Below are 17,093 nucleotides of genomic sequence, written 5' to 3'. Positions count from 1 at the left end.
TCCTTAACCACACCATAGAAAAAACCTGTTTATTATCCCTTAACGGGCGGAGAAAACACCAATTCAACGAGGGGTTTAATCCGCCCGGGGGATATCCGTGACAAACTTGGGGACGTGATATCCCTTCTGCACCGCCGGACGCTCGAAAATACGGTTATACCAGCCCTTTACATTGGGATAGTCCGCGAGGTCGATCGTCTGCCATTCGAAGCGCGAAATCCAGGGCCAGATCGCGATATCGGCGATGCTGTAGTCCCCGGCGACGAAATCCCGGTTGGCGAGCGCGGTATCGAGCACCCCATAGAGCCGTTTGGCCTCCGTCAGGTAGCGGTCTTCCGCATAGGGCGCCTTGCCGGGGTTGAAGCGGACGAAATGATGGACCTGTCCGGCCATCGGCCCGAGGCCACCCATCTGCCACATCAGCCATTCCATCATCTGCCAATAGGCTTTCTCGTCCGTCGGCACCAGCTTGCCGCCGGCCTTCTTTGAAAGATACAGCATGATCGCCCCGGATTCCATCATGCGGATACCGGTATCATGATCGACAATCGCCGGGATCCGGCCGTTTGGCGAAATTTCAAGGAATTCCGGCGTCTTCTGCTCGTCGTTGCCGATATCGATGGATTTCACATTATAGGGAAGCCCCAGCTCTTCGAGCAGGATGGAGACTTTCCGTCCATTCGGTGTTGTCCAGGTATACAGATCGATCATGTTTTCATGTCCTCCTAGGATGCTTTTGCCGCATTTCCCTGCGCACGGGCGGCCGACAGGCTCTGCTCCGGCGTCAGGGCTTCCGGATCGACGACGATCTCGATCACCGCCGCCCGGTTCGCGGCCTCGGCCGCCTTGAAAACCTCCGCGAAATCCTCTGTCCGGGTGACTTTTTCGCCGAATGCGCCATAGGCGCGCGCAAGCGCGGCAAAATCCGGATTGGCAAGCGTCGTGGCATGAACGCGTTCGGGAAATCCGCGCTCCTGATGCATGCGGATGGTGCCGAGCATGCCGTTATTGACGATGATGAAGATGACCGGCGCATTGAACTGCATCGCCGTCGCCAGCTCCTGCCCCAGCATCATGAAACAGCCATCGCCGTTGAAGCTGACGACCGTGCGGGCGGGTTCGGTGATCTTGGCGCTGATCGCGGCGGGCACGCTGTAGCCCATCGCGCCGCTGGTCGGGGCGAGCTGCGTGCGGAATTTCTTGTGCTGGAAAAAACGGTGCGCCCAGACCGCGTAATTGCCCGCTCCGGCGGTGACGATCGCATCCTCGGGCAGGGTTTCATTGAGATAGGCGACGATCTTGCCAAGATTGACGGGCCCTGGCACCTCGGTCGGTTTGATCCGCGCGAGATAGTCGTTGCGGGCATTCAGAACCCAGCCCTCCCGCGCCTTTGCCGCGCCTGGCGCCATGGCGCATGCCGCCGCGGCAAATTCCGGCATCCTGGCATTGATGGCAAGATCGGGGAGATACACCCGGCCGAGTTCGGAGACGCCCGGATGCACATGCACCAGCGTCATCGCCGGGTTCGGCACCTCTAGCAGCGTATAGCCCTGCGTCGTCATTTCGCCAAGGCGCGGCCCGACGACGAGGAGAAGGTCGCTCTCCTTTATGCGCGCCGCAAGCTTGGGATTGAGGCCGATCCCGACATCGCCCGCATAGTTGGGATGGCGGTTATCGAAGCAATCCTGCGAACGGAGCGACGCCCCGACGGGAATTCCGTGGTTTTCGGCAAATGTCTGGATATCCCGGACCGCCGCTTCGGTCCAGGTCGCGCCGCCGACGATCATGAAGGGTCGCTCCGCCGCGGCAAGATGCGCCTCCAGCGCCATCATATCGGCGGCGGCGGGGGCAATGGCGGGCGCCGTCGCCGGATGCGCGATATCGGCCACCTCCGCCACCTCGGCCAGCATATCCTCGGGCAGGGCCAGCACCACCGGACCCGGCCGGCCCGACAGCGCGGTATAAAAGGCACGGCTGACATATTCGGGGATGCGGCGGGTATCGTCGATTTCGGCCACCCATTTCGCCATTTCGCCGAAAACGCGGCGGTAGTCCATCTCCTGAAACGCCTCCCGGTCCAGCGCGTCGCGCCCGACCTGCCCAACGAAAAGGATCATCGGCGTGCTGTCCTGAAACGCGGTATGCAGGCCGATCGAGGCGTTGGTCGCGCCGGGGCCGCGCGTCACCATGCAGATGCCGGGCCGGCCGGTCAGCTTGCCATAGGCCTCCGCCATATTGGCGGCGCCGCCTTCGTGGCGGGTATTGATCATGCGGATGCTGTTGGCGTGATTGTACAGCCCGTCGATCACCGCGAGATAGCTCTCGCCGGGCACGCAAAAGACCGTGTCCACCCCCTGCAACGCGAGTTGGTCGGCGAGTATCTGCCCGCCCGTTCTTGCTTTCAGCGATTGCGGCATTTCATCCTCTTGATTTTGTCCTTGTTCTGCGGATGCGTGATCCTAGCAGATTGCGCGGTCAAACCAATGACAAGATTCGGCATTTGGAAAATTCCGGGGGGCTCAGGCGCGCCGCCGGACCACCGCGGCGGCAACGGAGAGAAGCGCGAACATCACGGCGGCGGCGGTGACGATGCTCGGACCGGAGGGGGTATCGAGCTCGACCGAGCCGGAAATGCCGACAATCACCGCGATAATCCCGAAGACCCCTGCCCAGATCGCCATGCTCTCGGGCGAGGAGACGAGCTGGCGCGCCGTCGCCGCCGGGATGATCAGCATCGAGGTGATGAGCAGGATGCCGACAATGCGGATGGAAACCGCGACGACGATGGTCATCAGCAGCATGAGCAGGATATTCGCCCAGACCGTATTGACCCCCTCGGCGCGGGCCAGATCCTCATGAATGGTCATCAGGGTCAGCGACGACCAGTTGAAGACCAGAAGCCCGATCACCACCAGCCCGCCGCCGTAAATCCAGTAAAGGTCGATCTGCCGCACGGTCAGGATATCGCCGAACAGATAGCTGTAGAGATCGAAGCTGACGTTATCGAGAAAGCTGATCGCGACCATCCCGATGGACAGCGCCGCATGGGCGAGAATGCCGAGCAATGTATCCGTCGCCAGCACCCGGCGCTGCTGCAGCCAGACCAGCAGAAGGGCGAACAGGGTACAGACGATGACCGTGCCGAGGTTGATATTGATGCCGTACAAAAGCCCGAGGGCGATCCCGAGAAGGGCGCTGTGGGCGAGGGAATCGCCGAAATAGGCCATCCGCCGCCAGACGACGAAACAACCGAGCGGGCCGGCGATCAGCGCGACCCCGATCCCCGCCGCCAGCGCGCGGAGAATAAAATCGTCAACCATCAAGCTCTTCCATCTGATCGTGGGTATGGTCCGCATGCGGATGGGCATGATCATGGGTATGATCATGGTTGTGACTATGGTTATAGACCGCCATCAGCCGCGCCATGTCATCGCCGAACAGGCTGATGAACTCCGGATCGCGCGTCACCATATGCGGCTCCCCGTGACAGCAGATATGATGATAGAGGCAGACAACCTCCCGCGTGCTCGACATCACCAGATGCAGGTCGTGCGAGACCATCAGGATGCTGACATCGCGCTCGGCATAGATCTTCTCGATCAGCTTGTAGAACGCGAGCTGGCCCGTCACATCAAGGTTTTGCGCCGGCTCGTCCAGCACCAGAAGATCGGGATTATCGAGCAGCGCGCGCGCCAGCAGGACCCGCTGCAATTCCCCGCCCGAGAGCACATGAAGCGGCTTGTCGAGAAATTCCGTAATGCCTGTCTCCGCCGCGACATGCTGCAAATCGTCCTTCGCGGCCTTTTTTCGCAGGCTGAGAAACCGGCGCACGCGGATCGGCACCGTATGATCGGCGACCAGCCGCTGCGGCACATAGCCGATCTTAAGGTTGGCCCGCCGCTCGATGCGGCCCTCCGAGGGGTCGAACAGGCCCATCATGCATTTGAGAAGCATGGATTTCCCGGCGCCGTTCGGCCCAATGATGGTGATGAAGTCCTTCTCGCCGATGCTGAGCGAGACATCCTCGAGGATGGTTTTGCCGTCGCGATAGACGCTGACATGGCGGGCGGAAAGCAGGTCGGTCATGAGGCGGCGGACCCGCGGCAATCGCTGCATTCACCGGTGATTTCCAGCGTGACATGCTCGGCCTGGAATTCGTTCCGCTGGCTGGTTTTCGAGATCGCCTCGATGATGTCCGGATTGCAGCATTCCTTCGCCTCGCCGCAATCGGAGCAGATGAGGAAATAGCATTCCTTATGCCTGAGCGGATGGCTGCAGCCGACAAAGGCGTTGAGGCTGTTGATCTTGTGGACAAGGCCGTTCTCGGTCAGGAAATCGAGCGCGCGATAGACCGTCGGCGGCTTGATGGCGGCGATCCGGTGATCGAGCCCGTCCAGCCGGTCGAGAATATCATAGGCCTTGACCGGACCATGGTTCTGCCAGACCAGCTCCAGCACCTTGCGCCGGATTTCGGTGAAGCGCAGATGCCGCGCCGCGCAGATTTCCTCCGCCTGATGCAGGGCATCGGCGATGCAGTCTTTATGGGACGTGCAGTTATACATGGTCATTTCCCGAAAAGGCGATTGACATGGATATGTTATAATATAACATTCGCCGCTTCCGCAACCGAGAACTTTATATCTGCCGTCATGCGAATACGTTTTTTATCCAGTCTGATCGCCGTCTTTTTCCTTGTAACCTCCGCCCATGCCGAGGCTCCGGGGGGTGTCGTCGTCACCGTCAAGCCCTTGCATTCCCTGGTTCAGGGGGTGATGGGCGACACGGCGGAGGCAACGCTTCTGGTGACGGGGACGGCCTCGCCCCACGGCTTTTCCCTCAAGCCCTCGCAGGTTGGCGCGCTGCAGGCGGCAACCGTCGTCTTCTATATCGACGAGACGATGGAGACGTTCCTCAAGAACGCGCTGGATTCCCTGCCCGACACGGTTCGAAAGCTGCGGCTATCGCAGGCCGACGGGATCGTTCTGCTTGAGCGGCGCGACAGCGGCGCCTGGGAGGCGGAGGATCATCACGGCGGCCATTCCCACCATGCAGGAGAGGAGCATGGCGACGAGGCCCATAACATGCATCTCTGGCTCGATCCCCGCAATGCCGTGAAGATGGTGCGGGCCATCAATGAGACGCTCGCCGGGATTTATCCCGAAAATGCGGCGCTCTACACCGCGAATGCCGCCCGGCTTATCGCCCGGCTCGGCGCCCTCGATGAGGAGCTGGCCGGACGGCTGGCCCCGGTTCGGAACCGGCCTTTTGTGGTACTCCATGACGCCTATCCCTATTTCGAGGCGCGCTACAGCCTGACCGCCGTCGGCTCCCTGACCCTGGAGCCGGACAGCCCGGCCTCGGCGAAAAAGCTGAAGGAGATTCGCCACAAGCTGGAGGCGACGGGCGCCCGCTGCCTGTTTCGCGAGCCGCAATTCTCCGACCGGCTGCTGCGGACGGCGGCCGAGGGGCTCGACGTCAACATCGGCACGCTCGACCCGCTCGGCGGCGAACTCGAACCCGGGGCGGATCTCTATTTCATCCTGATGCGGACCCTCGCCGGCAATCTCGCCGACTGCCTCGCGGATTAGGGATCAGCGGCGGTTGGCCGTCAGGATCTTGCCGCTTCTTTCCTGCGCGCAGGCGATGCAGAGGGTGGTATAGGGCAAGGCCTCCAGCCGCGCGGCCCTGATTTCCTTGCCGCAGGAGGCGCAGCTCTTGTAATTGCCCGCCTCGATCCGGTCCAGCGCCGCCTTGATCATCTCGATCTCGTGGATGACGGTTTCCTCGAGGCGCTCATCCACCTGGTCGCCCTCGCGCTCGACCGCCTGTTCCCCGAAGGAGGCGCTATGCGCGCCGCGCAATCTCTGCTCGATCGCTTCCAGGCGGCGAATTTCCTCCGCCAGCCTATCCCGTAACTGCGTTTCGACTGCTTTCATATCCACGACACATCCTCCAGAAAAACATCTAATCAGACGAAACTATTTCCTTTGCCGCCAATACACATTGATATGGATCAATGCCGTCAACTCTCAAGGGTTTGCCCTCTAAAGCACCGAACCGGACCAGAGGGAATACAAACCGGTTGCAATAAACGCCACGGCGGCGACAATCCGGGCGACGCGAAAGGGAATATGCTGCATCAGGGCCGCGCCCAGAAAGACGACGGGAACATTGGCGATCAGCATGCCAAGGGTCGTGCCAAGGGTAACGATGATCGGCGCGCCGAAATTTGCACCCAGCAGGACCGTGGCGATTTGCGTCTTGTCGCCGATTTCAGCGAGAAAGAACAAAAGGCTCGAGACCAGAAACGCGCCATATCCATCCCAGCGCGAGGTTGGTGCATCCTCCTTGTCCGGAGTCAGCAGCCAGAGACCGACGGCAATGAAACTGCCGCCGATAATCCAGCGCCCGGTCTCGCTCTGAAGAAACTGGCCAAGCCAGACACCGGCGCCCGCCGACGCCGCGTGATTGAGAAGGGTCGCAACCAATATCCCGGCGATGATACTCCAGGGTTTGTTAAAACGGGTAATGAGAAAAAGCGAGAGAAGCTGGGTTTTATCGCCAATTTCCGCCAGCGCAACGGTAAAAACAGAAGTAAGAAACGCATCCATGATTTTCTTCCGGCGGGACGATAAACCAAAGACAAACAGCGGCCTCCCGCGGATGGGCCGTCATTTGCCTTAGGTCTTGTCGGCGTGGCGCCATGGCGCCACGCGAACCAGCCACAAGCCGTGAGGGCTCGAGTATGTTGACAGGCTCACTCACCGGATGTGAGCGGACTACTCCCCTAAAACGCGGCGAAAATTAACAGCGGCGTCGGCTTTTGTCCATGGCACAGGCCTTCGGTTTGAAGTTTTTTGAAAATAAGATAAATTTAATATATCCCCCGAAAGCGGAATCGCCCGTGCAAGAGGAAAGGACGCATCATGATCCGAAACTATTTCAAAATCTTTCTCCTATTGACGATTATCGGCACAATTTCATTCACGGCCGGATGTGCCTATAGAAACCCTGACGGCACTTTTTCCGAGGATCATCGCGGCGGAGAATGATGCAGTCAGGTTGAAATTGCGACGGTAACGCCTCATCAAATTTGACGACAGAAAACGGATAGTCGGCGCCGGCATTAAATGGCATTGTGCGTCCATCGGGTTTTCCGGTTTTGAGGGTAGAAAATGTCGCTGCGTGCCTGGGTCATATTGCTTTTGCTTTCGTTTCTCTGGGGCGGCACCTTTTTCTTTATCGAGCTGGCGCTGGTGGATTTCACCCCCTTTACCATTGTCTGCCTGCGCGTCGTCATCGCCGCGCTCGCGCTTTACAGCTATCTCAAGCTGAAGGGCGAGGCGATCCCCCACGATCTGCGGCTCTGGGGCATCTTTCTGGTGATGGGGCTGCTCAATAATATCATCCCCTTCAGCCTGATCGTCTGGGGCCAGACCCATATCACGGGCAGCGTCGCCTCGATCCTGAACGCGACGACGCCGCTTTTCGCGGTCATCCTCGCGCATTTCCTCACCACGGACGAGACGCTCAACCGCCACAAGTTGCTTGGCGTGCTGATCGGGTTCGGCGGCGTGGTGGTGATGATGCAGCCGAGCATGGCGGAGGGGTTCAATTTCGAAAGCATCGGCCAGCTCGCCATTCTTGGCGCGGCGCTTTCCTATGGTTTCGCCGGTATCTGGGGCAAGCGCCTGAAGGGGACATCGGCGCTCGTCAACGCCTTCGGGATGCTCGCCTGTTCCAGCTTCATCATGCTGCCGGTGGCGCTGATTGTCGATGAGCCCTTCGCGGCCAGCCCCGACTGGATCAGTCTCTCCGCTGTCGTCGCCCTCGCGATTTTTGGCACCGCGCTCGCCTATATCTTCTATTTCCGGCTGCTCGCGCTCGCCGGTGCGGTCAACCTGTTGCTGGTCACTTTCCTGATCCCGGTGACCGCGCTCCTCCTCGGGGTCGGCGTCCTTGACGAGGCGATCCACCCCCTCGCCCTGGTCGGCACGGCGATAATTTTTGCCGGTCTCGCCCTGATCGACGGGCGGATCCTCGTTTTCTTCAGAAAACCGCGGAAGGTGTGACGACGACCACCTCCGCCGCCTTGCAATCCGCCGCGGTTTATTACACTTTACGTTCAAGGGTTCATGAAAGACGGGGATTTGCCATGTGGCCGAACGAGAGACTGCTTGATCTGCTTCAAATCGAGGTGCCGATAATCCAGGCGCCCATGGCCGGGGCCAACGGATCGGCGCTGGCCATCGCGGTGAGCGAGGCGGGCGGCCTCGGGTCCCTTCCCTGCGCCATGTTGAACGAGGACAAGATGCGCGCCGAGGCGGGCAATATCCGCCAGCAAACCGCCAAGCCGTTCAGCATGAATTTCTTCTGCCATACCGTCACCACGCCGACGGCGGCGCAGCAGGCGGCCTGGAAAGACCGGCTCGCGCCCTTCTACGCCGAATACGGCCTTGATCCGGCCGACGTTCCCCCGGCCGCCATCCGCCGCGCCTTTGATGAAGGCATGTGCGCATTGGTCGAGGATATCAAACCGAATGTGGTCAGCTTTCATTTCGGCCTGCCCGATGCCACCCTGCTCGCGCAGGTCAAGGCGACGGGCACCCGCGTGCTTTCCAGCGCGACAACGGTGAAGGAGGCGCGTTGGCTGGAAGAAAACGGCTGCGATGCGATTATCGCCCAAGGCTCCGAGGCGGGCGGTCATCGCGGCATGTTCCTGACCAAGGACGTGACCGCGCAGGCGGGCAGCATGGCGCTTCTGCCGCAGGTGGTCGATGCCGTGACCGTGCCGGTCATCGCCGCGGGCGGCATTGCCGATGGCCGGGCCATTGCCGCGGCCTTTGCCCTGGGCGCCGCCGGTGTGCAGATCGGAACAGCGTATCTCTTTACACCGCAATCCCTGATCAGCGATCTCCATCGCGCCGCCCTTCATCAGGCGGCGGATGACCAGACGGTCATCACCAATGTCTTCTCGGGCAAGCCCGCGCGCGGCATGATAAACCGGGTGATCCGCGAGGTCGGGCCGATGTCAACCGACACCCCGCCCTTCCCGACGGCCGGCAACGCGCTGGCGCCCCTGAAAGCCCGGGCGGAAGCCGACGGATCGGGCGATTTCACCTCCCTCTGGTCTGGTCAGGCGGCGGCGCTGGCGCGCGATATGGACGCCGGGGAGCTGACCCGCAGCCTCGCGTCGGACGCCCAGAAACGCCTGAAGTCGCTGGCCGGTAAATAGAGAAAGTTTGACATTCCGGTAATTTAGCGTATAACTCGCCCCATTGCCGAAGCGATACCAGTAGAGTGTCGCGTTGCAGCTTTTCGCATGGCGCTAATTTCGATCTCTATTCATTAGGCCGTCGAAACCACCCCCGAAACAGCAAAACATCCGCATCGATCGAGAAACTCGACCGGTCGTTTGTGTTTGTTTGGATCGGGAAGCGTCTGCGCTGCAACAGGCCTTATAAAAACTGGAAAGTAACTAAAGTAATGACCAAATTTACAGACCTCGGTCTGAACCAATCCGTCCTTCGCGCTGTCGAAGAGGGCGGCTATGAAACCATGACGCCCATCCAGAAGCAGGCGATTCCCGCCGTGATGGAGGGCAAGGACCTGATCGCGATCGCGCAGACCGGCACCGGCAAAACCGCTGCCTTCTCGCTGCCGCTGATCCAGAAACTATTGACCGGAGAGGGCAAGCGCACGCCGAAGGGCGCCCGCGCCCTGATCCTCGCGCCAACCCGCGAGCTGGCCATCCAGATTTCCGAAAATGTCCAGGCCTATTCGAAATATCTGCATCTGAAGACCACCTTGATCTATGGCGGCGCCGGCGCCAAGCCGCAGATCAAGGCGATGACCGCCGGTGTCGATATCCTGATCGCAACCCCGGGCCGCCTGCTCGATCTCATGAACCAGCGCCATGTCAATCTCGGCAAGGTCGAGTATCTGGTGCTGGACGAGGCCGACCGGATGCTCGATATGGGCTTTATCCGCGATATCCAGAAGATCATCGCGCAGCTTCCCACCGCGCGCCAGACCCTGCTGTTCTCGGCGACCATGCCGACAAGCGTTGAAAAGCTGGCGAACAGCATTCTTCGCAATCCCCTCCGTATCGAGGTTGCCCCGGCGGCGACGACGGCGGAAAAGGTTGACCAGCATGTGCTGATGGTGCCCAAGGGCCGCAAGCGCGAACTGCTCGCCCATGTGCTGAAGGACGAGAGTCTCAGCCGCGTGCTCATCTTCACCCGCACCAAGCATGGCGCGAACAAGGTGTCCCGCCAGCTCGTGCAGCTCGGCATTTCCTCCGACGCCATTCACGGCAACAAGTCGCAGAACGCCCGGCAGAAGGCGCTCAACTCCTTCCGCGCCGGTGAGACCCGCGCCCTGGTGGCGACGGATGTGGCGGCGCGCGGGATCGATGTCGACGGCGTCACCCATGTGATCAATTTCGAGATTCCGAACGAGCCCGAAAGCTATGTCCACCGGATCGGCCGCACGGCCCGCGCCGGTGCGACCGGATCGTCCCTCTCCTTCTGTGATCATGAGGAACGCGCATTCCTAAAGGATATCGAGAAGAGCATCCGCCAGCCCGTCCCGGTGCTGGAAGATCACCCCTTTCATGCGGAAGGCATCGCCAATGCCCCGGCCGGTGAGGACAGCAAGCCCGCAAATGGCGGACGCGGGCGCCGTGGCGGTGGAAATGGCCGCTCAGGCGCCGCTTCCGGCAGCCGGCAGAATAACGGCGGCGGCCGCTCCGGCGCGCCGAAACCCCAGAACGCCGGATCGGGCAGGCCCCGCAACCGCAACCGCCGCCCGCAACGCGCCGCGGCGTAACCAATCACCGCATCGCGCGTGAAACCAAAAAAAGGCCCCGCTTGGTAAGCGAGGCCTTTTTAGATTCTGGTGGAGCCAAACGGGATCGAACCGTCGACCTCTTGAATGCCATTCAAGTGTTCCGTTATGAGACGTTTACCACAACAGATCGCAAAACGGCTATTTTGAGGAGTTTTCCGCAAATCATAACGAGCCGTTTACTACAATGGGCGCATATGTTACCTTAACCGGAGGTCACTTATAGGTCACTCGGAATGGTCACTCATAGCAGATACAGGCTCACAAAGCGGTTAATCGATAGTTTCGAATATGGGGGCGGAACGGATGTAAGATGGGATGAGAGTATCCCCGGCTTTGGGCTTCGCATTTATCCGTCCGGCAAAAAGGCTTTCATTCTTCGATACAGGGCACAGGGTCGCAAACGGCTATTAACGCTTGGCAGGTTCGGCGCTGATTTGACGCTAGAGGAAGCGCGGGACAAGGCGAAGGCGCACCGCGTAAGTGTCCGCGACGGCAAAGACCCGCTGGAAGAAAGAAAGAAGTTCTCACAGGGTAAAACTTTCAAGGAACTGAGCGAAAAGTATATCCGGGATCATGCCAAGCCCCATAAGAAGACGTGGAAGACAGACGAGAGCAGGCTTGAACGCCATATTCCCGCGTCATGGAATAGCCGCCTTGTTACGACAATAAACCGCGACGACGTTAGCGGGCTTCATGCCAAGATTGGCGTCACGGCTCCATATGAAGCCAACCGGACATTGGATTTATTGCGCGTCATCTTCGAGAAGGCGCGGGGCTGGTATTTCATTGAAAGCATGGCGGAGAATCCGGCCACGGGTATCAAGAAATTCCGGGAACACAAGCGCAAGCGGTTTGTGACACGGGAGGAATTGCCCAAGCTGGCGAAGGCAATAGACAAAGAGCAAAGCATTTATGTGCGCTCGGCCCTCTGGCTTTATCTACTGACCGGGCTGCGTAAGAATGAACTATTGAGGGTTAAGCGGTCGGAGGTAGATTATTCCCGGCAGATGCTTCGCCTCCCCGATACGAAATCAGGCGACGAGCAGGAAGTAACCCTGAGCGCCGCCGCAATGGCAATCATTAATGCAATCCCGGCAGAACAAAAGAACCCGTACCTCTTCCCCGGCAAAATCAAGGGTAGACATATCGTCAATATCGACAAAGCTTGGCGGCGCGTTCGTGCGTCCGCAGGAATAGACGATTTGCACCTGCACGACCTCCGCCGCTCCGTTGGAAGCTGGCTCACACAGACCGGTGTTGACCTGAATGTCATTAAATCCGCCCTCCGGCATTCCAACATTGCAACGACGCTGACATATGCTCGCCTAGGCGATGACCCTGCGCGCGCGGCAATGGAGGCGCACGGCGAGAGTATTATGACCGTGGCGGGGAAGGCCCGTCCTAAAGGAGCCGTTTGAATGATTGACGAGCTTTCGTTCCTAGACGACCACTACGAACTTCCCGAAGCGTTCCGCTATATTGCCTACGGTTCGGCTGAAATAAACGCAGATGTGAATTTCGTGTCGGGATGGGAGGCAGAGCACTGCCGCGAATTTCCGGTAAGCGAGCTCTATAAACATCAGTTATACGCAATTGATGTCCTGAGAAAAGTGGCATACGCAGGAAAGCTGCATGTCAGGGGAACACAAAAAGCTAGTGATAGTGAAATTGACCTAGATCGATACATATTTGAAAGATTTAGTTTTGACCCGACTATAGCAACAAGCATTGATCCAGACGCACAGCTTGCGGGCGGTCTGGCGTTGCGCGAGGGCAAAGGGTACTACGACAACGGAATAGGGGATATCTACCAGATAAGATTTATTAAGGACGAGATACATGAATTAAGAGAGCGCGTTGCAAAAGAACTAAAGAGGCGCATTTATAATCAAACTTGGATAAACGATCTTCCGACGCTTGGGAACAGCAATAAAAAAGATGGGAAAGCAAAGAAATCCGCCGGACGCCCAAGCATAAGGGATGATTGGTTTCCTCTCGTAAAAAAGTATGTTGATGGACTTGAAAACGAACAGGATGAGCCCTCGCCCACCAATATAGAGATGGCAAACTCTATAATTCAGGAATTAGTCCAGGGGGGATACCATCAAAAACGCCTGCCAAAAGCAAAAACCATTGCCGACGAAATAGGCCGCCAGAAAAAAACGCGATAAATTCAACGCGATATATCCCTCAATAAGCTCAAAAAACGCGATAAATTGCGCGATAAATATTGAATAAGCGCGATAAATCCCGGCAAGCCGATTGCTGTTTTTTCGCGTTTTAAAGCCGGGCAAAATACGCTCATTGCTACATCCTACTATGGAGATAGACGTTGAGCGCACTACAAAACCACAGGCCAGACATAGGGCCGAATATCCCCGACGAGGGCGATCCTGATTATTGGTTTGCCCTCATAAATGAGGACAAGGGAGCAGAGTTTGTCGGCCTTGATCCTCGCACCCTCCAAGCAAGACGACAACGGGGCGGTGGACCTAGGTTTGTCCGCATATCTTCTCGCTGCATCAAGTATCGAAGAATTGATTTAAAGGAATGGGCTGACGGCCTGCTCCGGCAATCAACTTCGGACACTGGCGAGGCCGCGTAATGACTACCCAGCTTCTCAATAAAAAAGCACCCGAGCAAGTTTTGGACAACGCCGCTCAAGGTGCTTTCTTTTCATCCCTTACCACAAAGGACACTCACAATGAAAATTATAAACTATGAACCCCAAAATCACAAGCCGTATGTTGTCGGCGATCATGACCCCGACCTACCTCTAACAGCATCGCTTGTCCGGCACCGCCTTGGCGTATCGCCCAACCTCGCCCGCTTAATTAACCGGGAACATTACGGAGGCGGCGAATGATATTGGTAGACGAATTTGATCAGTGCGTCAGCAATATGACGGACTGGCACCTTAGAAACCTCCAAGGGCTTGGCGTCGATGGCAAGACAATCGCGGCGGCTGGATGTGTCGGCACGGCAAAAGTTGAAGTCGGTAAGACGTATTGGCAGCCGGAGGAGTCCGGGAAACCGGCCCTGATTGTCCCGGTCACGCCAGACGGCAGCTTTAAAGGTATCGTTGATCTGGTTGCACTACAGACAGCAAATCCCCTCATATGGTGGCTCCGCACGGGCAACGGTTCAATCCTTGGTGCTTGGAACCTTGAGAAGGCCGCACACTTCAATGAGCAGCTAACAGTCCATTCAGATCCATTGACATGGCTACAAGCTGGTTGCGAGGGGATCGTTATCGTTGATTGGAAGGCTCATTTACCTCTCTGGTTTGGCAGTATCGAGCATCTTTATTGCCCCTGCCCGATGACAGGCCAAAAACTGAAAACAGCACTCAAGAGGCAAACATCACTGCCGGAAATTAGAGTAGGAACGACACGCCATGCAGCATAGTTCAGTACAAACCTTGAAGGGCGTTCCTCTCAATGAGGCAGCGCCAATTTTTGCACCGCTAAATATGGGTATTTTCAACGGCAATCGAAGCGATCCACCGCCGTTACCCTTGGAGGCTTTCAGAGGGTGGTCAGAATGGATATCAGCCGCGTCGGAGAAAAGCGGCGCTCCTATTGATTATCCCGCTATTGGCCTTGTCGCAGCCGCCAGCACCCTAATTGGCAATTCACGATGGGTAAGCCCATGGGATGGCTGGAAGGAGCCGCCGGTATTGTGGCTGTGCGCGGTTGGCGATCCATCAAGCAACAAATCCCCTGGACTCGATGTGACATTTGAAATCCTCAGCAAGTTTGAAATGGAAATGGCCGAAAGCTTCCCGGATGAACTGCGGGACTATGAGCGGAAAAAAGAAATTGCTGGTGCAGAGCGGGCAAAGTGGAAATTGAATGTTAGCGAGGCCGTGAATTCTGGTCGTAGCCCGCTGGAAATGCCGGAGGAAGCAGTAGAGCCGGAGCCGCCTGTAAGGCCCCGCCTGATGGTTTCAGATGCCACGCCAGAGGCGCTAGGGGGGTTGATATCGAGGCACCCCAAAGGACTGCTTTGTAAACGCGATGAATTGTCAGCACAGATCGCCAGCTTCGACAGATATTCTGGCGGTGGTGAGCGGGGGTTTTTCATAGAAGCGTACGGCGGGCGGCGGCATACGGTTGACAGAGTAAAGAACGCTACGCCAATCCAGATCAAGAGGCTGACGCTCGGTTTTGTTGGCGGAATCCAGCCGGAGAAACTGGCTGAACTTATCGGCAAATGTTCCGATGACGGTTTTCTCGCTCGTTTCTTGATGAGTTGGCCTAACCCAATCCCGCCAAGGCGGCCAACCTCCCCACCCATCTCTTCTGCTTATGAGGCAGCCCTGCGCAACCTTATGGCTCTTGAAATGGCGTTAGACGAAGACGGGGAGCCAACGCCAAGAGTGATGATGTTTACGGACGAAGCGAGCGCAAAGTTTCAGGAGTGGCGAGAGGAAAACGCAGCGGCGGAAGGTCACGTATACGGTTTAATGCGAAGCCACAACGGCAAACTCCCCGGCACGGTTCTGCGATTGGCGATTACGCTTGAATACCTTCATTGGTGCCTTGAGGGTGGACGGGAGCCAGAGGCGATTGGACTAGCGGCGGTTGGACGCGCGATTTATCTGGTTGATGAATATTTTTTCCCTATGGCTATGAGAGTTTATGGAGAGGCAGCACTTCCACCAGTGGAGAAAGCCGCGACGATCCTTGCTAGGCGGATCAGACGGGAACGTGCATCAGTGGTGAATGTCAGTGAAATGCTCCGCTTCTGGAAATTGCCGGGACTCACGCGAAAGGAGCCTTTAGCAGAGGCGCTAGCGGTTCTAGAGGAATGCGGCGTCCTCGCCAGAACAACGGAAAGACATAAGGATAATCGGCTGAAGCTGGACTACATCGTCAACCCCGAAATCTACGGAGATGATCATGAATAAGTATCTGGCAGCGGCATTAGAAGCAGATACGAAAGAGGCGGACAATGTAGCCGCTCCCCCTGTGCAAAAGGTGTATCAGGTGCAAGAGCTACCCGAAAAGGAACTAAAACCGAGCTCTTACACCTCTTACACCTCTTACACCAAGGAAAACAAAAACGGAACGCGCTACACAATATCCGAGCCGGAAGAATGGCGAGACGGTTTTGACAGGCTGATATCGTCGCCCGCTCCCAAAGGAATAACCGTCACTCGCTGGCGGCAATTCATTGAGGACGTGGAACGCTTCATGACTGATTGGGCGGAGAAGGCCCACGCGCTTGGCTGGACCGCCGTCGATGTCTTCGGCCTGCACCCGGAGGCCCCAACGCACCGACCGGACTCAGCGGGGCTTATATGGCTCCTAAGTGGGCATGAGGTTGCTGCTATGTCCGGGAGTGAAGCGGTGATCAAAATATCCGGCAACCGGACACAGACATTTCACAGGCGGGCGCAGGGTGGAGTCCCGGCTTGGAAATTGACGGAGGCCCGGAATGAGAGCTAGAGGATTTATTGATAGCTACCGGCCCAAGGGTGAACGGCTGGCCCTGATCGAGGCGGTAAACTCTATCCTTGCGGATAATGAAGATATTCTTCCGCTGACGATCCGGCAGATATTCTACATGCTGGTAACAAGCGGATTCCAGAAGGATGAACGCGCCTACAAACGGCTCACGGAGGCGATAGGGCAGGCCCGCCGCGCCCGTATGATCGATATGGACGCAATCCGGGACGATGGATTTCATGTTGAGCAAGCGAATGGGTGGCTAAACAGCGGAATGCTCCTTGACAGCTTTCGCCGGACAGCCGCCAGTTTCCGACTGGACAGGCAGACAGGGCAGAGCACACGGCTGATGCTTTGGTGCGAAGCCAAGGGCATGGTTCCCCAACTGGCGAGCGCCGTCAATGACTACGGCGTGAATGTGTATTCGTCCGGAGGGTTTGACAGCCTGACGGCAAAACACGATATGGCCCGAACGATAGCGCAGTATGATTTTGTTGAGATTCTTCATATCGGCGATCACGATCCGAGCGGCGTCCATGTTGCAAATTCGCTTTATGAAGATTTGGCCGCATTCTCAAAGCATTATCGCGGACGCCCGAGCCTCACCAGAATCGCCGTGACGCCAGCCCAGATCGAGAGCATGGGGCTGCCCACAGCGCCACCCAAGAAGACTGACAGAATATCCTTTGACGGGCCTGACAACACAGGCAGAGGCAATACCGCCAAGGCGGTTAAGAGAGATTGTGATCGATGCCGTCACTTCGAGGATGGACGGCGGCATATATGACG

Annotated in this window: 17 protein-coding genes; 10 read left to right on the top strand and 7 right to left on the bottom strand. The window is 57.8% G+C overall.

Going from position 1 to position 17,093, the window contains the following annotated elements; translation table 11 throughout:
• Positions 1-75: 75 nt before the first annotated feature.
• From GQF03_RS17565 to GQF03_RS17545, 5 genes are all read right to left on the bottom strand, one after another.
• The gene (locus GQF03_RS17565) at positions 76-711 is read right to left on the bottom strand and encodes a glutathione S-transferase family protein (RefSeq protein ID WP_161340603.1); all 636 of its coding nucleotides are present in this window, start codon (positions 709-711) and stop codon (positions 76-78) included.
• A 14-nt stretch (positions 712-725) separates the two neighbouring features.
• A complete protein-coding gene (locus tag GQF03_RS17560) occupies positions 726-2,417 on the bottom strand; it encodes a thiamine pyrophosphate-binding protein (RefSeq protein ID WP_161340602.1) in 1,692 nt (563 codons plus the stop codon).
• A 102-nt stretch (positions 2,418-2,519) separates the two neighbouring features.
• Positions 2,520-3,320: a metal ABC transporter permease gene (locus GQF03_RS17555; RefSeq protein WP_161340601.1), complete on the bottom strand. Its 801-nt coding sequence runs from the start codon at positions 3,318-3,320 to the stop codon at positions 2,520-2,522.
• Entirely contained in the window at positions 3,313-4,116 is an 804-nt protein-coding gene (locus GQF03_RS17550; RefSeq protein WP_240958591.1) for an ATP-binding cassette domain-containing protein, read from the bottom strand. The genes GQF03_RS17555 and GQF03_RS17550 overlap by 8 nt, the downstream gene beginning before the upstream one ends.
• Positions 4,083-4,562 (bottom strand): Fur family transcriptional regulator, encoded by a 480-nt coding sequence (locus tag GQF03_RS17545; protein ID WP_240958592.1) that lies wholly within the window; start codon positions 4,560-4,562, stop codon positions 4,083-4,085. Before GQF03_RS17545 ends, GQF03_RS17550 begins: the two co-directional genes overlap by 34 nt.
• An 87-nt stretch (positions 4,563-4,649) precedes the next feature.
• Here GQF03_RS17545 and GQF03_RS17540 point away from each other — a divergent pair, with 87 nt between their 5' ends.
• Positions 4,650-5,588, top strand: a complete 939-nt coding sequence (locus GQF03_RS17540) for a zinc ABC transporter substrate-binding protein (RefSeq protein WP_161340599.1) — start codon at positions 4,650-4,652, stop codon at positions 5,586-5,588.
• 3 nt (positions 5,589-5,591) lie between these two features.
• Here GQF03_RS17540 and GQF03_RS17535 read toward each other — a convergent pair whose 3' ends face one another.
• A complete protein-coding gene (locus tag GQF03_RS17535) occupies positions 5,592-5,936 on the bottom strand; it encodes a TraR/DksA family transcriptional regulator (RefSeq protein WP_161340598.1) in 345 nt (114 codons plus the stop codon).
• Between the two features lie 108 nt (positions 5,937-6,044).
• A complete protein-coding gene (locus GQF03_RS17530) occupies positions 6,045-6,611 on the bottom strand; it encodes a TMEM165/GDT1 family protein (RefSeq protein WP_161340597.1) in 567 nt (188 codons plus the stop codon).
• Between the two features lie 564 nt (positions 6,612-7,175).
• Between GQF03_RS17530 and GQF03_RS17525 the strand changes: the two genes are divergently transcribed.
• The 9 genes from GQF03_RS17525 (at position 7,176) to GQF03_RS17485 (ending at position 17,091) form a co-directional block, all read left to right on the top strand.
• Positions 7,176-8,072 carry a DMT family transporter gene (locus GQF03_RS17525; RefSeq protein ID WP_161340596.1) on the top strand — a complete coding sequence of 299 codons (897 nt, stop codon included), beginning with the start codon at positions 7,176-7,178 and terminating at the stop codon, positions 8,070-8,072.
• An 83-nt stretch (positions 8,073-8,155) separates the two neighbouring features.
• The gene (locus GQF03_RS17520; protein WP_161340595.1) at positions 8,156-9,235 is read left to right on the top strand and encodes an NAD(P)H-dependent flavin oxidoreductase; all 1,080 of its coding nucleotides are present in this window, start codon (positions 8,156-8,158) and stop codon (positions 9,233-9,235) included.
• Between the two features lie 251 nt (positions 9,236-9,486).
• Positions 9,487-10,830 (top strand): DEAD/DEAH box helicase, encoded by a 1,344-nt coding sequence (locus GQF03_RS17515; RefSeq protein WP_161340594.1) that lies wholly within the window; start codon positions 9,487-9,489, stop codon positions 10,828-10,830.
• Between the two features lie 254 nt (positions 10,831-11,084).
• Entirely contained in the window at positions 11,085-12,269 is a 1,185-nt protein-coding gene (locus GQF03_RS17510) for a tyrosine-type recombinase/integrase (RefSeq protein ID WP_161340593.1), read from the top strand.
• Positions 12,270-13,022, top strand: coding sequence for a hypothetical protein (locus GQF03_RS17505; RefSeq protein WP_161340592.1), 753 nt, complete (start codon positions 12,270-12,272; stop codon positions 13,020-13,022).
• A 691-nt stretch (positions 13,023-13,713) separates the two neighbouring features.
• Positions 13,714-14,259, top strand: a complete 546-nt coding sequence (locus GQF03_RS17500) for a hypothetical protein (protein ID WP_161340591.1) — start codon at positions 13,714-13,716, stop codon at positions 14,257-14,259.
• A complete protein-coding gene (locus GQF03_RS17495; RefSeq protein ID WP_161340590.1) occupies positions 14,249-15,763 on the top strand; it encodes a DUF3987 domain-containing protein in 1,515 nt (504 codons plus the stop codon). The genes GQF03_RS17500 and GQF03_RS17495 overlap by 11 nt, the downstream gene beginning before the upstream one ends.
• Positions 15,756-16,304, top strand: a complete 549-nt coding sequence (locus GQF03_RS17490; RefSeq protein WP_161340589.1) for a hypothetical protein — start codon at positions 15,756-15,758, stop codon at positions 16,302-16,304. Before GQF03_RS17495 ends, GQF03_RS17490 begins: the two co-directional genes overlap by 8 nt.
• Positions 16,294-17,091, top strand: a complete 798-nt coding sequence (locus tag GQF03_RS17485; RefSeq protein WP_161340588.1) for a hypothetical protein — start codon at positions 16,294-16,296, stop codon at positions 17,089-17,091. The genes GQF03_RS17490 and GQF03_RS17485 overlap by 11 nt, the downstream gene beginning before the upstream one ends.
• Positions 17,092-17,093 lie beyond the last annotated feature (2 nt).

The organism is Sneathiella chungangensis (assembly GCF_009882935.1).
GTDB classification, from domain to species: Bacteria; Pseudomonadota; Alphaproteobacteria; order Sneathiellales; family Sneathiellaceae; genus Sneathiella; species Sneathiella chungangensis.
This window is presented reverse-complemented; position numbering and strand designations above follow the sequence as displayed.